Genomic DNA, 14,199 nt, shown 5'->3' on the forward strand with positions numbered 1-14,199 from the left:
GTGTGCCGCCCCCGGGCCCCCGGGCCGGGGGGCGGGGGCGGGCCCCCCCCCCCCCGAAACGGGCGGTCAAAGGGGGCCCACCCCCTGGAGTGACGGGACGGGTAGGGGCGGCGGGGGCGAGAAAACCCGCCCTCAGATCCGCCGCCGCGCCTTCCGAGCCCGCCGCACCACAGCCGCCGCCCCCAGCAACGCAACCGTCGCCCCCGCCGCCCCCGCGGCCGTCGCGTCCTTCCGCCCCAGCCGCCGCCCCACCACCGTGTGCCGCCCGGTCACCTCCTCCAGCAACTCGGCCAGCACCTCCTCGTTCGTCCACCCCGGCCGCCACCCGGCGTCATGCAGCCGGCTCCCGCTCACCACCCACGGATACATCGTGTACGCGAGATCCCCGGCCGGCGACGGCGTCAGCCCGATCCGGTGCAGCCGAGCCGCGGCCCCCAGCGCCACCGCCGACGGCAGCTCCATCCGCCGGATCCCGCTGAGCTCCTCGACCTCCTCCTGCTCCAGCCACCCGTCACACCCGACCGCGAGCTCCCCGTCGACCTTCTCCAGGACGGCGTACTCCAGCGCACTGCACAGATCCTCGACGTGACAGAACTGCCAGGCGGGCCTCGACCCCGCGACGACAAGCAGCCGAGGCGACTCGAAATACCTGGTCAGCGCGGTGTCCGTGCCCCCGACGAGCACCGCGGGGCGCACGACGGTGACATTGAGCCCGGGGTGCGCGCGGGGCGCCCGGCGCGCGAGCCGCTCGATCTCCAGCAGGTCGCCGACCCCGGTGGCCTCCGCGGTGGCGCGCAACTCCGCGTCCTCGGACAGCGGCAGCTCGTTGTCCGGAAGCGCGCCGTAGACCATCGCGGAGGTACAGAGCACCACGCGGTGCACACCCGCGGCGGCCGCCGCGGTCAGCACGGTCTGCGTCCCCCGCACGTTGTAGGCCGTACGGGCGGCCGAATCGGTCTCCAGATCCAGGTCGAGCGCGAGATGCACCACCACATCGGCCCCACGGAGCTTGTCCGCGATGGCCGGATCCCGCACGTCGAGGATGTGCCACTGGGCGCCCGGGCACTCCCCGCGCCGCTCGTCGATGGCGATGACCTGCTTGATCTCCTCGGACGCGGCCAGCCGCTCGGTGAGCAGCGCGCCGACCCCGGTCGCGGCACCGGTCACGGCGACGACGGGCCCGCGCACTGCGGGAGGGGTTGAGTGGTTTCGCGCTGCGCGAACCTGCGGATCTGGGGAACTCACCGGGCGTCTCCAGCGGTTGTCTTCAGTACGAGCGTGAGTGACGCGTACGTACCAGGTGGCATCCATCCTGCCGCAGGCCGACTGTCGGCGAAGCACCGAGGCCCGATCGGGTCGGGGTGTCTACGCTGGGTGGTGTTGTCGGGCAGCCGCGCCGCCGGAGAGAACCGGTGGCCTTACCAGCCGAGGATTCCCGTGAGTGACACCCCATTCGGTTTCGGCCTTCCGCCGGAGGAGCCGGAAGACGGCGACGAGGGCAAGAAGAAGGACCAGCAGAGCGGTGGTGGGCAGGGACCGGCCAACCCGTTCGGTTTCGGCACGCCAGGAGCCGGCGGCTTCGGCGGCCCCGGCGCCGACAATCCGTTCGCTGCCATGTTCGGTTCGCTGAACCCCACCGACCTGGGCGCGGCCTTCCAGCAGCTGGGCCAGATGCTCTCGTACGAGGGCGGCCCGGTGAACTGGGACATGGCCAAGCAGATCGCCCGCCAGACGGTCTCCCAGGGCACCTCGGACGGCGTCAAGGACGCGAGCGTCGGTCCCGCCGAGCGCACCGCGGTCCAGGAGGCCGTCCGGCTGGCCGACCTGTGGCTGGACGACGCGACGTCGCTGCCGTCCGGTTCCGGTTCGGCCGTGGCGTGGTCGCGCGCGGAGTGGGTCGAGGCGACGCTGCCCGCCTGGCAGGAGCTCGTCGACCCGGTCGCCGAGCGGGTCGGCGCCGCGATGGGCGACGTCCTGCCGGAGGAGATGCAGGCCATGGCGGGCCCGCTGATCGGCATGATGCGCTCGATGGGCGGCGCCATGTTCGGCACCCAGATCGGGCAGGCCGTCGGCGTGCTCGCGGGCGAGGTCGTCGGTTCGACCGACATCGGCCTGCCGCTGACCCCGGCCGGCAAGGCCGCGCTGCTCCCGGTGAACATCGAGGCGTTCGGCAAGGACCTCGGCGTGCCCAAGGAGGAGGTGCGGCTGTACCTCGCGCTGCGCGAGGCGGCCCACCAGCGCCTGTTCTCGCACGTGCCGTGGCTGCGCTCGCACCTGTTCGGCGCGGTCGACGGGTACGCGCGCGGCATCAAGGTCGACACCGCCAAGCTGGAGGACGTGGTCGGCCAGTTCGACCCGCAGAACCCCGAGCAGCTCCAGGACGCCCTCCAGCAGGGCATGTTCCAGCCGGAGGACACGCCCGAGCAGAAGGCCGCCCTGGCCCGTCTGGAGACGGCTCTGGCGCTCGTCGAGGGCTGGGTCGACGCGGTGGTCCACGCGGCCGCCAAGCCGCGCCTGTCGTCCGCCGACGCGCTGCGCGAGACCCTGCGCCGCCGCCGTGCCACGGGCGGCCCCGCGGAGCAGACCTTCGCCACGCTGATCGGCCTGGAGCTCCGCCCGCGCCGGCTCCGCGACGCCTCCCGCCTGTGGGCCTCGCTCACCGACGCGCGCGGTGTCGACGGCCGGGACGCCCTCTGGGCGCACCCGGACATGCTGCCCACGGCGAGCGACCTGGACGACCCGGACGGCTTCGTGCACCGCGAGCAGCTGGACTTCTCCGAGCTCGACAAGATGCTCGGCGAGGCCGCCCAGAAGCCCGACCTGCGCAAGAAGGACGACCAGGAGGACCAGGCAAAGGGCGACGACACCGAGTGAGCCTGTACGACGACGCGGTCCTCGTCCTCAAGGGGTACGAGGGCCAGGAAGAGCTGCGGCAGGCCTACCTGGACCACCTCGCGGCGCACCCGGACGGCATGTGGAAGGCCTGCCAGGCCGGCCATGTCACGGCGAGCGCCCTGGTCGTCGACCCCGAGCACGGCCGGGTGCTGCTGACCCTGCACAGGAAGCTGCGGATGTGGCTGCAGATGGGCGGCCACTGCGAGCCGGGCGACGCCACCCTGGCGGCGGCCGCCCTGCGGGAGGCGACCGAGGAGTCCGGCATCCCCGGGCTGACGCTGCTGCCGGGCGGCCCGGTCCGCCTGGACCGGCACGCGATCCCGGCGCCGTGCCACTGGCACTTCGACGTCCAGTACGCGGCCCTCGCCCCGCGGGGCGCCGCCCACGCGATCAGCGACGAGTCCCTCGACCTGCGCTGGTTCGCCTACGCCGAGGTGCCGCAGGTCGCCGACGACTCGGTCGTACGGCTGCTGGAAGGGACCCTGGCGCGGCTCTGAGCCCGACCTGTGTAAGGGGCGCCGCTCCCTGCCGGCACCCCTTACATTCTGGCGGTCAGCTCCAGACGTTGCCCTGGTTCATCCCGCGCGCGCCCTGCTGGCCCATGCCGAACTGAGCGGCGACGCCCTGGCCGATCTGGGCGTGCTGCGGGGGCAGCAGTTCACTCGGCTGGACCAACGCGAAGCCACTTCCCATGAAGCTCAGCTCCCAGCCCTCCCCGGTGCTGCCCCGGCGCCGCCACACGCCCGAGGAATGCGTCTGGGCCTGCATCTGGACGCGCAGCCCGGTCGACCAGGCGACGATCGCGTCGGCGTCGCAGTTGACGTACTTGTCGGGCGTGACCTGCATCAGCAGCGGCGCGCCCGAGGTCATCAGGGCGACCTTGCCGCGTCCGGTGATGTTGAGCTGGTACTTCCCCGACCCGGAGATGCCGTAGAGGCTGTCGACGGCGACGACCTCGTAGTGCAGCGAGGAGTCCATGGCGAGGACGTAGCCGCTGTCCACGGTCAGGCCGTCCTGCTCGACGTCCAGAACGTGGATGTGCTGGGCGAGGTTGGCGAAGTAGACCGTGCCCTGCCCGTGGCAGCGCATCAGGTCCAGGCCCTCGCCGGTGTACGCACGCGCGCGTGCCTGGTTGTGCCCCTGGTACTCGGCGTCGAACTCGACGAGCCCCTGGTAGGCGACCATGGTGCCCTTGCGGGCGAGGATGTCGTCGTGGCCCTCCAGGACGACCCGCAGCATCTGCTTGTTCTGAAGGCTGTAGCGGTCTGGGGCCTGGGAGTCGTTGAAGGCGAAAAGCGGGCTCTGCATGGTTTCCTGACTCCCCCTCAGCCCCGGAACCGGAGGCGGTCGGTGCTGTCCTCGCTGGGCTGGACGACGACGATGCCCTGACCGGAGAAGGCCATCTGGTAGGCCTCGCCGCTGCCCCGGCCGATCAGCGACTGCGCCTTGAAGCTGCGCTTGCCCTTCACCTTGAGGTTCGGGGACCAGGCGACCAGCGCGTCCGGATCGACGTACGTCTCGTCCTCGCCGCCGCCGCAGTCGACGACGATCGGCTTGCCCCGGGAGGTCAGCGCGACCCAGCCCTGCCCGGAGATCTTGGTGTTCCACAGGCCCTGACCGGCGAACTTCGCCAGCCCCTTGACCCGCTCCACGCCCCACGTCAGATGCGCGTCGAAGGCGAGCAGGTTGGTGGCGTTGACGGAGATGCCGTCGCCGTTGAGGTTGATGACGACGACGTTCGCGCCGTAGTCGGCGAGGTAGAGCAGACCGTCGCCGGAGCACTTCATCAGCGGCGCGCCTTCGCCGGTCATCCAGTCCCGGGCGATCTGGCGCACGGCCGGCGGGTTGGGCTCGTACTGGACGAAGCCCTCGTAGGCGACCATCGACCCCACGCGCGCGAGGAGGTCGTGCCCGGTCTGCATGGCGACCTTCAGCATGTGGTCGCCGTGGTTCTCCATACGGGCGGTGACGGGTGCGGGGGCGTAGCCCGCGAGCGGCTGGTTCATGACGGGCTCCCTCAGACCTCGTACGGCTGGACGACGATGAAGTTGCCGGGCGCGCCCCTGAACTGGAGGTTGACGCTCTCGCCGGTGTCGCCCGGGTAGGCGTTGCGGCGCATCCGGACCTGGCTGGAGACGATCACCTGGGAGGCCGCCGACCAGGCCACGACCGCGTTGCAGTCGGCGAAGGTCGTCGGGGTCACGGGCAGCACGACAGGCGTGCCGTGGGTCTTGACGACGATCGTGCCCGTGCCCTGGAACTGCATCGTGAACAGGGCGCCGCCGGGGATGCCGTGTCCCTCGATCCGGCGGACCTCGTACTGCAGGCTCTCGTCGAAGGCGAGGACGCTCTCGGCGGAGACGCAGATCGCGTCGCCCTGGAGCTCGACGGGGTGCAGATGGGCGGAGTTCTCGGCGTAGAACACCTGGCCGTTGCCGGTGCAGCGCATCAGCTGCATCTCCTGGCCGGTGGCGTTGCCGACGATCCGGCCGGCGAATCCGGCGCCCTTGTAGCTGAAGTCGACCTTGCCCTGGTAGAGCACCATGCTGCCCTGCCGGGCCAGCACCGGCTGGCCGCCGATGCCGAGGTCGACGCGGATGAGCTTGCTGTTCTGCGGTGTCCAGCGCTGCCCGGTGGGCGTCTCCTTGAACTTCTGGAGCGCGGCGCCGACACCGGCACCGCCCTGCGGCGCACCCTGCGGCACCGTGTAGGCCTGCTGACCGGGGACCTGCCCGAACGGCGGCTGCTGGCCGTAGCCCGGGGGCGGGGTCGGGGCCTGGGGCGCCTGCGGATATCCGGGCGGCGGGACGGGGGCGTGCGGTGCCGCCGGGGGCTGGCCGTAGCCGGGCGGGGCGGGCGGCTGGCCGTAGGGCGCGGGCGCCGGGGGCGGGGGCGGGGGTGGCACCGTACCGGGTGCCGGCGGGGCCAGCGGGGCGATGACGGTGGGCGCGCCGTGCATGTTCGAGGCCGGCACCGGACCGGGGGCCGGGGGCGGGGTGAAACCCTGGGGGGTGGGCGCGGGAGCAGGCGCGGGCGGCGGGGTCGGCGCGGGAGCAGGCACCGGCGCGGGCGCGGGAGTCGGCGTGCCGGGAACCCCGAACGCGGGCGGCGCGAAGCCGGGCGCGGACCCGGTCTGCGGCTGCTGCGGTTCCGGCGCGGCGGGCGCCGCCTCCTCGACCACCTCGCCGCCGAAGTTCTTCAGCAGCGCCTCCAGACCACCGTCGAAGCCCTGGCCGACGGCGGCGAAGCGCCACACGTCCTTCAGGTAGAAGTCGCCGAGCATCACGGCGCGCTCGGTGGAGAACTCCGAGCCGTTGAAGGAGTACCGGGCCACCTCCTCGCCGCCCGCGACGATCCGGATGTATCCGGGCGCGACCTGCGACATCTGCCCGGCGCCGTCGATGGTCGCCGTGAACGCCAGCTTCTGGATCTGCGGCGGGATCCGGTCCAGCGTGACCCGGAAGGACTCCGTGTCGCCCGCCTGCGCACCCAGCAGCTGGACGGACTCCTCGGGCGACTTCGGCTGGTTGAAGAAGACGAAGTACCGGTCGTCCGACAGCCGCTCGTCGGCGTCCAGGCCGAAGCAGCTGATGTCGAAGGTCAGTCCGGGGCCGGTGATCTGCACGCCTACGTACAGATCCGTGCCCGCCGTGAGGTCACTGATCCTGGCCTTGTGGCCGCGTTGGAATTCCCTGGCCATGCGTTACGACCGTCCCCCATCCCGAATGCGAGTGCGTCGCGCCAGGCTAACGGCTAACTCGGACATCGGAAGAAGTCGGTACAGACCCGGTACACAACCGCGTTCGGCCGCCCCGAAGGGAGCGCTCCCGGGATGTGTCACTCATCACGGGCGTCGGGCACGTGGGGCAGCCGGTCGGCCGCGACCACCCCTTCGAGGTATCCGCGGGCCCGCTCGGTCCGCGGATACGCCTCCAGCAGCCGCCAGAACCGGGGGCCGTGCCCCGGCACCAGCAGATGCGCCAGTTCATGGCAGAGCACGTAGTCGACGACGTACTCGGGCATGCCCTGGAGCCGGTGCGAGAGGCGGATGCTGCCCTCGGACGGGGTGCACGAGCCCCAGCGGGTGTTCTGGTTGGTGACCCAGCGCACCGAGGCGGGGCGCGCCCGGCCGCCGAAGTACTGGGCCGACAGCCGCTCGGCGCGCTCGGCCAGTTCGGCGTCGCCCAGCACTCGCTTGCTCTCCTGGGCAGCGAGTTTGTTGAGCATGACGGTCACCCAGCGTTTCTCCTCCGCCTCGGACATCCGGGCGGGGATCAGCACGACGGTGCGATCGCCCTCGCGGTACGCGGAAACGGTCCGGCGGCGCCGGGCGCTTCTGCGAACCTCGATCGCGCTCGCCCCCAAGCCGCTGGGCGGCTGGCTCGTCGTGCTGCGCTGTGGCTTTCCGGCGCGGTGCAGTGGGTCGGCGGGCACGCCCCGACGTTACCCGCTGCACCTGGGGGAAGTCCCGGGTCCGGGACGGTTCGGTGCCGATCCCCCACCATGCGTTTGATTTGTACGACGAATACCAACTGCCTGTGGACAACTTTCGGCGCCCGCCGAGCGGGCCGGGCATGCTGGCACTCGTCGGCGGAGCGTGACCGGCTCCACCGGCACACGGGGACGTCGTGTGACCTTTCGACAGCTACGGGGGCCTGTCATGCATCCGTTGGTGAAGCCCGCGCTGCGGCGCGGCTGGCGCGATCTCAACACCGTGCAGTTCGGGATGACTCCCGCGCACGCGATGACACTGGGGCCGATGGACACGGCGACCGGAAGCTTCCTCGACCTGCTCAACGGCACCCGGGGGCTGGCGCTGCTGCGCGAGGAGGGGCGCCGCATGGACCTACCGGACGGGCATGTCGACGCCCTGGTGGAGCGGCTGTCCCGGGCCGGGCTGGTCGACGACGCACGCGGCGGCGGGCCGGCGGCGGAGGCGTTGCGCGAGAAGAAGGAGGTGCTGGAGCGGTTGCGCCCCGATCTCGCCTCGCTCTCCCTGATCACTCCGGAGCCGGGCGGCGCGATCGGCCGGCTGGCGGCCCGGCGTGCGCTGCGGGTGCGGGTGCAGGGCGCGGGCCGGGTCGGGGTCACGCTGGCCGCGCTGCTGTCGGGCGCGGGCGTCGGCGAGGTCGACGTACGGGACGTGGGCCTCGTCCAGCCGTGGGACGTGGCGCCGGGCGGGCTGCCCGCGGAGGCGGTCGGCGAGCGTCGCGACGAGGCCGCACGGAGAGTCGTGCGCCGGGCGGCCCCGGACCGTCCGCCCCGCCGCCCGGACCCTTCGGCGCAGGAGCCCGGCCTCGCGCTGGTGATCATCGCCCCGCGCGACGACGTGCTGGTGCACGCCCCCGACGCGCGCGCCGCCGAGCCGCTCATGGCCTCGGGGACCCCTCATCTCTACACGGGTGTCGTGGAGGGGACGGGAGTGGTCGGTCCCCTCGTCCTGCCCGGTGGGACGGGCTGCGCCCGCTGTCTGCACGAGCACCGCACGGACCGGGATCCGGCCTGGCCGCGCCTGGTCGCCCAGTGGCGGTCCGGGCAGGCCCGCCGGGTGGGCGCCTGTGATCTGACGCTGGCGGCGGCCGTGGCCGGACTGGCCGCCGCGCACGCCCTGGCCTTCCTCGACGGGGAGTCGCCGGACGGCGCGGGGGCACGCTGGGAGGCGTCCGTGCCGGTTCTGCACTGGCATCCGCGGCCGGTCTGGCCGCACCCGGCATGCCCGTGCGGAGCGGCGGACAAAGCTAAGGGGGAACACTCCTCAACCAACGGGGATCCACACGCGACAATGGTGGAGCAACGGCCGTCGGCGGAGCGACGAGAACACGCGGACGCGGCACGGCCGACTGGGACTTGGAGGGCGCATGTCTGATCTTCCCCGGAAGGCGGTCACCCGGACCGCCAAGCTCGCCGCGCTCCCGCTCGGCTTCGCCGGCCGGGCGACCTGGGGTCTGGGCAAGCGCATCGTGGGCGAGTCCGCGGAGATCGTCAGCCGGGAACTGCAACAGCGCACGGCGGAGCAGCTGTTCAAGGTCCTGGGCGAGTTGAAGGGAGGGGCGATGAAGTTCGGGCAGGCCATGTCCGTCTTCGAGTCGGCCCTCCCGGAGGAGGTCGCCGGCCCCTACCGCGCGGCCCTCACCAAACTCCAGGACGCCGCGCCGCCGATGCCGACCCGCACCGTGCACGCGGTGCTCGCCGAGCGCCTCGGGGAGGACTGGCGGGAGCTGTTCCTGGAGTTCGAGGACAAGCCCTCGGCGGCGGCCTCGATCGGCCAGGTGCACCGGGCGGTGTGGCAGGACGGCCGGGCGGTGGCGGTCAAGGTGCAGTACCCGGGAGCCGGCGAGGCACTGCTGTCCGACCTGCAGCAACTGAGCCGCTTCGCCCGCCTGTTGGGGCCGCTGATCCCCGGTATGGACATCAAGCCGCTGATCGCCGAGCTGCGCGACCGGGTCTCCGAGGAGCTGGACTACTCCCTGGAGGCGCAGGCCCAGGCGGCACACGCGGAGGAGTTCGAGGGCGACCCCGATGTGGTGGTGCCCGCGGTGGTGCACCAGTGCGACCAGGTCCTGGTCACGGAGTGGATCGACGGGATACCGCTCTCCGAGATCATCTCGGCGGGTACGCAGGAGCAGCGCGACCGGGCCGGTCAGCTTCTGGCCCGCTTCCTGTTCTCGGGCCCGGCCCGCACCGGCCTGCTGCACGCCGACCCGCACCCCGGCAATTTCCGGCTGCTGCCCGGTGAGCCGGAGGACGAGGAGGAGTGGCGCCTCGGCGTGCTGGACTTCGGCACCGTCGACCGTCTCTCCGGCGGCCTGCCCGGCCCGATCGGCGACTCCCTGCGGATGACGCTGGACGGTGACGCCGAGGCGGTCTACGAGCTGCTGTGCACGGAGGGGTTCGTCAAGGAATCCATAGAGCTGGACCCCGACGCCGTCCTGGACTACCTGCTGCCGATCATCGAACCGGCCCAGGTCGACGAGTTCACCTTCACCCGCAACTGGATGCGCAGCCAGGCGACCCGCATCGCCGATCCCCGCAACCCCGCCCACCAGCTGGGCAAGCAGCTCAACCTGCCGCCTGCCTATCTCCTGATACACCGGGTGACCCTCAGCACCATCGGCGTGCTGTGCCAGCTGGGTGCGACGGTACGGCTGCGGGAGGAACTGGAGGCATGGCTGCCCGGGTTCGTGCCCGAGGAACTCGACGGACTCGAAGAACTCGAAGACCTCGGCGAGGCCGACGAGGTCGAAGAGACCGAAGAGGCTCTGGAGGCTCAGTAGGGGGCGGTGTTCACCACCAGGACGAGTCGAGGCGGCCCTCGATCGCTCTGAGGTTCTCTCTGGAGCAGGCGTCGCAGAAGAACTGACGGACGCCGTTCTCCACGGAGCAGGTCCAGGTGGTGGGCTGGGGGCCGTCGGCCGGGGCCCCGCAGCGGGCGCACACCAGCGGATGGGGCTCCGAGGTGGAGCCGCCGTGATCACTGCCTCCGGGAAGACTCGTCACCGGGTGACGATAACTCCGCGGCGCGAATCCGGCGGCACAACGCACCGCGGGGGCCGGTCCGTTCGGCTGGACCGGCCCCCGCGGGGAGCATTCGCCTGCCGGGATCGGGAGGCCACCGCTTCAGGTGTACTGGGTTACTGCATCACGGCCATGGCGAGCGCCCGGCGGGCACGCATCGAGGCGCGCTCGGCTCGGCGCTGCATCCGGCGAGCGGTCGCCAGGCGCACGGCCCGGCGTTCCCGCTCGGCCTCGTGCAGTCGCTCGTGCATATGCGCACGAGCCAAGGCTTCTGGGATGAGTTGCATCTCTCGGGTCCTGTTCTGACGCGTGCCGGTGGCGGTACCGGCGGTGGTGAAGTCTGGGATCGCGGAGCCTGTCGGCTCGCTGGTGGTCGGCTTCATCGGGGCCTGCTTCTTGGGATCGTGCGTGAGGGGGCGGTCGATCGTTCCGTGGATGTTCATGCCGTGACCGGGTTCTTGCGCGGGCGGCCACGCGGCCGCTTGCGAGCGACGACGACACCCTGGACGAACAGCTCGCCACCCCAGACGCCCCAGGGCTCGCGCCGCTCCTTGGCTCCGGCGAGGCAGGCCTCGATCAGCGGGCAGGTGCGGCAGAGGGACTTGGCGTACTCGACGTCCGCCGGCGACTCGGCGAAGAAGACCTCCGGGTCGTAGGAGCGGCAGGGGACGGGTACGCCGAGGTTCTCGATGGCGTCGTCGAGCGCGGTGAGCGCGGTGAGCGGGATCAAGGTGGAGTCCTCCGTGAGGCCGGGCGGGGGGATCGTTTCGGAAGGCGGTACGGACGGGGCGTGCGCTTCGAGTTGCACGGTTGTTGTTCCTCGTCTGGTCGTGCCGGTCGGGTTGGACCGGTTGGCGGCTGGTACCGGGTTCTGCTCTTGTCCCGAGGCCCCTTCGCTCCGCTCTCCCCGTTCGGGGAAAACAGAAGGGCCGCGGATCCCGGATGGGGTTCCGCGGCCCTGAAGGCGCCGGCCTGATCAATCAGGCTGGATCACTCCAGGGTTCTGGCCCACGGAAGGCCCACATCAGGTGGTGCTGCGTCGTCTGCTTCCGGCCTCCGGCACCGGCTGCCGTAAAGGCATAGGCCTGTGCCTGTGCCGCTACTGCTTCCAGTGCCTTGGTCGGTCGCTCATTGCGCTCACGGACGGGAAGACCCGCGAGAGAAACGGAGGACGCCGGACGCACGGCAGGAATGCCGGACAGACCGGTGCCCAGGGTGGAGACGCCGAGCATGCACACGGAGACGGCCGAGAGATCGGTCATTTTGGCCGCGCTGATGTTGGTCTCGATGCTGATCACTGGACTCGCCTCCTCTCGGCGTCTAGGGGACCGGTGTTGAGCCGATCCGCTCGGATATGCAAGTACAACACGGAACCGGGCCTTCGAGAAGGCCGCCGCTTCCGTGCCTAGAACCTATGGGGATTGCTGGGGCATGCGCAAACTATTTTTTCGACGAGTTCGCATCAGTCCCCCACTTCATCTCCCTCGGGCTCCTGGCCTGCGCAGATGGCCAGGACATCGGCGCCGTAACGGTTGAGCTTGCGCATCCCGACACCGGGGATGCGGGCCAGCTCGCGGTCGTCGTCGGGAGCGCTCTCGGCGATGGCCATCAGCGTCCTGTCGGTGAAGACGCAGAAGGCGGGCTGGCCGCTGAGCCGGGCCTGGTCCGCACGCCACTCCCGCAGCCGCTCGTAGAGGCCCTCGTCCATGTCGGACGGGCAGCCGTCACAGCGCATCAGCTTCATCTCGCCGGCGTCGGTGAGAGTGCGGCCGCAGACCCGGCAGCGGGCGGGGGTGCGCTGGCTGCGCCGGGGTGCGGCCACGGGGCCGCCGGTGAAGCCGCGTTCGACGCCTCCGCCGCCTGCGCTGCCGGCCCGGCCGACGGTGCCGGTGGAGCCGGGGCGCAGACCGTCCAGGAAGCGGCTGGGCCTGCGGCCGGGTCTGCCGCCGGGAGTTCGGGAGAGGGACCAGGAGACATGGAGCCGTTCCCTGGCGCGGGTCACGCCGACGTAGAGGAGACGGCGTTCCTCCTCGATCTGTTCGTCGGTCTTCGCATAGGTGATCGGCATCATGCCCTCGGCGACACCGACCAGGAAGACGACGTCCCACTCCAGGCCCTTCGCCGAGTGCAGGGAGGCGAGGGTGACGCCCTGGACGGTCGGGGCGTGCTGGGCGCCCGCGCGCTCGTCGAGTTCGGCGACGAAGTCGGCGAGGGTGGCGGCGGGCCGGGCGGCGGCGACGTCATGGGCCAGGTTGACCAGGGCCGCCAGCGACTCCCAGCGCTCCCGGACCGCGCCGGAGCCGGCCGGGGGCTCGGTGGTCCAGCCCTCCCCGGAGAGCACCGCGCGCACCTGGGAGGGCAGGTCCACGGTGTCGTCGAGCAGCGCGTCGTTGCCGCCGAAGCGGGCGGCGGCGCGCAGGGCGACGCCCGCCTTGCGGACCTCGGGCCGGTCGAAGAACCGCTCGGCACCGCGCAGCTGGTAGGGCACCCCGGCGTCCGCGAGGGCCTGCTCGTACGTCTCGGACTGGGAGTTGGTGCGGAACAGCACGGCGATCTCGGCGGCCGGCACCCCGGCGCCGACCAGCTCCCGGATACGGCGGGCGGCGCCCTCGGCCTCGGCGGGCTCGTCGGTGTACTCGGTGTACACGGGCTCGGGTCCGGCCGGGCGCTGGGAGATCAGCTCCAGGCGGTGGTCGGCGGCGCGGCCGCTGGCCTGGGCCAGCAGTCCGTTGGCGAGGCGGACGACCTGGGGTGTGGAGCGGTAGTCGCGGACCAGTTTGACGACGGTGGCCCCGGGGTGGCGGACACGGAAGTCGAGCAGATGGTCGGGGGTTGCTCCTGTGAACGAGTAGATGGTCTGGCTGGCGTCGCCGACGACGCAGAGGCTGTCGCGGTCGCCGAGCCACAGTTCCAGCAGCCGCTGCTGGAGCGGGCTGACGTCCTGGTACTCGTCCACGACGAAGTGCTGGTACTGGGCGCGGACCTGTTCGGCGATGTCGTGCCGGTCCTGCAGGATGCCGACGGTCAGCAGCAGGACGTCCTCGAAGTCGATGACCGCGCGGTCGCGCTTGAGGTCCTCGTAGACCGAGTAGAGCTGGGCGATCTCGGCGGGGTCGCGGGGGGCCTCCCGGCCGGCCTTGACGGCGGCCAGCGGATAGTCGGCTGGGACGGTCCGGGTGACCTTGGACCACTCGATCTCGGCGGTGACGTCCCGCAGCTCGCCCCGGTCGAGGCGGATACGGCAGGCGGCGGCCGCGTCGGCGACGAGCTGGATCTTGCGGTCGACGAGCCGGGGCAGGGAGCCACCGATCGCTTTCGGCCAGAAGAACTGGAGCTGGCGCAGCGCGGCCGAGTGGAAGGTGCGGGCCTGCACCCCCTGGGCGCCGAGCTGGCGCAGCCGGCCGCGCATCTCGCCGGCGGCGCGGTTGGTGAAGGTGACGGCGAGCACGCTGGACGGCTGGAGGATGCCGGCCCGCACTCCGTAGGCGATCCGGTGGGTGATCGCCCGGGTCTTGCCGGTACCGGCTCCGGCCAGCACGCACACGGGACCGCGCAGGGCGGTCGCCACCGCGCGCTGCTCGGGGTCGAGCCCTTCGAGCACCGCGTCGGCAGAGTCCGGTACCGGCGGGAAGAGGGAGGAGTGCGTTGCTGCTGTCACATGGCCATGCTGCCAGGTCGCCGGAGACGGCTGTGCCGGTTGTCCACAGGCAACCCCGTGCGGTCGTACTAATGCGGCAGGCGTCGACCGGGCCGATGTGGCGGGCGTCGCCGCGGCCCGTGCCGTGGGAA

General features: G+C 71.8%; 14 protein-coding genes. 4 read left to right on the forward strand and 10 right to left on the reverse strand.

Annotated elements, in window-relative coordinates; genetic code table 11:
* Window positions 1-132 precede the first annotated feature (132 nt).
* Window positions 133-1,245 carry an SDR family oxidoreductase gene (locus tag ACWGKQ_RS44505; RefSeq protein ID WP_453297778.1) on the reverse strand — a complete coding sequence of 371 codons (1,113 nt, stop codon included), beginning with the start codon at window positions 1,243-1,245 and terminating at the stop codon, window positions 133-135.
* A 192-nt stretch (window positions 1,246-1,437) separates the two neighbouring features.
* On the opposite strand from ACWGKQ_RS44505, the gene ACWGKQ_RS44510 reads away from it, so the two are divergent.
* Both ACWGKQ_RS44510 and ACWGKQ_RS44515 read left to right on the forward strand, forming a co-directional pair.
* On the forward strand, window positions 1,438-2,874 hold the full coding sequence (locus ACWGKQ_RS44510; protein WP_453297779.1) for a zinc-dependent metalloprotease: 1,437 nt from the start codon (window positions 1,438-1,440) through the stop codon (window positions 2,872-2,874).
* Window positions 2,871-3,392: an NUDIX hydrolase gene (locus tag ACWGKQ_RS44515; protein ID WP_453297780.1), complete on the forward strand. Its 522-nt coding sequence runs from the start codon at window positions 2,871-2,873 to the stop codon at window positions 3,390-3,392. The genes ACWGKQ_RS44510 and ACWGKQ_RS44515 overlap by 4 nt, the downstream gene beginning before the upstream one ends.
* A 55-nt stretch (window positions 3,393-3,447) precedes the next feature.
* Here the strand turns inward: ACWGKQ_RS44515 and ACWGKQ_RS44520 are convergent, their stop codons facing one another.
* The 4 genes from ACWGKQ_RS44520 to ACWGKQ_RS44535 all read right to left on the reverse strand — a co-directional run bounded on the left by ACWGKQ_RS44520 (window position 3,448) and on the right by ACWGKQ_RS44535 (window position 7,329).
* On the reverse strand, window positions 3,448-4,203 hold the full coding sequence (locus ACWGKQ_RS44520) for an AIM24 family protein (protein WP_453297781.1): 756 nt from the start codon (window positions 4,201-4,203) through the stop codon (window positions 3,448-3,450).
* 17 nt (window positions 4,204-4,220) lie between these two features.
* Window positions 4,221-4,901 (reverse strand): AIM24 family protein, encoded by a 681-nt coding sequence (locus tag ACWGKQ_RS44525; protein ID WP_453297782.1) that lies wholly within the window; start codon window positions 4,899-4,901, stop codon window positions 4,221-4,223.
* An 11-nt stretch (window positions 4,902-4,912) separates the two neighbouring features.
* Window positions 4,913-6,595, reverse strand: coding sequence for a TerD family protein (locus ACWGKQ_RS44530; protein WP_453297783.1), 1,683 nt, complete (start codon window positions 6,593-6,595; stop codon window positions 4,913-4,915).
* Between the two features lie 137 nt (window positions 6,596-6,732).
* Window positions 6,733-7,329 (reverse strand): M48 metallopeptidase family protein, encoded by a 597-nt coding sequence (locus tag ACWGKQ_RS44535; RefSeq protein ID WP_453297784.1) that lies wholly within the window; start codon window positions 7,327-7,329, stop codon window positions 6,733-6,735.
* A gap of 226 nt (window positions 7,330-7,555) precedes the next feature.
* On the opposite strand from ACWGKQ_RS44535, the gene ACWGKQ_RS44540 reads away from it, so the two are divergent.
* Together ACWGKQ_RS44540 and ACWGKQ_RS44545 are read left to right on the forward strand one after the other, a co-directional pair.
* Complete coding sequence (locus ACWGKQ_RS44540) at window positions 7,556-8,761, forward strand: TOMM precursor leader peptide-binding protein (RefSeq protein ID WP_453297785.1); 1,206 nt, start codon at window positions 7,556-7,558, stop codon at window positions 8,759-8,761.
* Window positions 8,754-10,169 (forward strand): ABC1 kinase family protein, encoded by a 1,416-nt coding sequence (locus tag ACWGKQ_RS44545; protein ID WP_453297786.1) that lies wholly within the window; start codon window positions 8,754-8,756, stop codon window positions 10,167-10,169. The genes ACWGKQ_RS44540 and ACWGKQ_RS44545 overlap by 8 nt, the downstream gene beginning before the upstream one ends.
* Before the next feature lie 10 nt (window positions 10,170-10,179).
* Here ACWGKQ_RS44545 and ACWGKQ_RS44550 read toward each other — a convergent pair whose 3' ends face one another.
* The 5 genes from ACWGKQ_RS44550 to ACWGKQ_RS44570 form a co-directional block, all read right to left on the reverse strand.
* The gene (locus tag ACWGKQ_RS44550) at window positions 10,180-10,392 is read right to left on the reverse strand and encodes a hypothetical protein (RefSeq protein ID WP_453297787.1); all 213 of its coding nucleotides are present in this window, start codon (window positions 10,390-10,392) and stop codon (window positions 10,180-10,182) included.
* A 134-nt stretch (window positions 10,393-10,526) separates the two neighbouring features.
* On the reverse strand, window positions 10,527-10,853 hold the full coding sequence (locus ACWGKQ_RS44555) for a hypothetical protein (RefSeq protein ID WP_453297788.1): 327 nt from the start codon (window positions 10,851-10,853) through the stop codon (window positions 10,527-10,529).
* Entirely contained in the window at window positions 10,850-11,218 is a 369-nt protein-coding gene (locus tag ACWGKQ_RS44560; RefSeq protein ID WP_010984500.1) for a WhiB family transcriptional regulator, read from the reverse strand. The genes ACWGKQ_RS44555 and ACWGKQ_RS44560 overlap by 4 nt, the downstream gene beginning before the upstream one ends.
* Before the next feature lie 172 nt (window positions 11,219-11,390).
* A complete protein-coding gene (locus ACWGKQ_RS44565) occupies window positions 11,391-11,672 on the reverse strand; it encodes a hypothetical protein (protein ID WP_453297804.1) in 282 nt (93 codons plus the stop codon).
* 200 nt (window positions 11,673-11,872) lie between these two features.
* Window positions 11,873-14,068 carry an ATP-dependent DNA helicase UvrD2 gene (locus ACWGKQ_RS44570; RefSeq protein ID WP_453297789.1) on the reverse strand — a complete coding sequence of 732 codons (2,196 nt, stop codon included), beginning with the start codon at window positions 14,066-14,068 and terminating at the stop codon, window positions 11,873-11,875.
* Window positions 14,069-14,199 lie beyond the last annotated feature (131 nt).

It is taken from the genome of Streptomyces sp. NPDC054770 (assembly GCF_053611985.1).

What these genes read in the sequence shown, in the direction of transcription:
- ACWGKQ_RS44520 (WP_453297781.1), bottom strand. Translation starts at nt 4,203, where the DNA reads ATGCAGAGCCCGCTTTTCGCCTTCAACGACTCCCAGGCCCCAGACCGC.
- ACWGKQ_RS44525 (WP_453297782.1), bottom strand. Translation starts at nt 4,901, where the DNA reads ATGAACCAGCCGCTCGCGGGCTACGCCCCCGCACCCGTCACCGCCCGT.
- ACWGKQ_RS44530 (WP_453297783.1), bottom strand. Translation starts at nt 6,595, where the DNA reads ATGGCCAGGGAATTCCAACGCGGCCACAAGGCCAGGATCAGTGACCTC.
- ACWGKQ_RS44540 (WP_453297785.1), top strand. Translation starts at nt 7,556, where the DNA reads ATGCATCCGTTGGTGAAGCCCGCGCTGCGGCGCGGCTGGCGCGATCTC.
- ACWGKQ_RS44545 (WP_453297786.1), top strand. Translation starts at nt 8,754, where the DNA reads ATGTCTGATCTTCCCCGGAAGGCGGTCACCCGGACCGCCAAGCTCGCC.
- ACWGKQ_RS44555 (WP_453297788.1), bottom strand. Translation starts at nt 10,853, where the DNA reads ATGAACATCCACGGAACGATCGACCGCCCCCTCACGCACGATCCCAAG.
- ACWGKQ_RS44565 (WP_453297804.1), bottom strand. Translation starts at nt 11,672, where the DNA reads ATGACCGATCTCTCGGCCGTCTCCGTGTGCATGCTCGGCGTCTCCACC.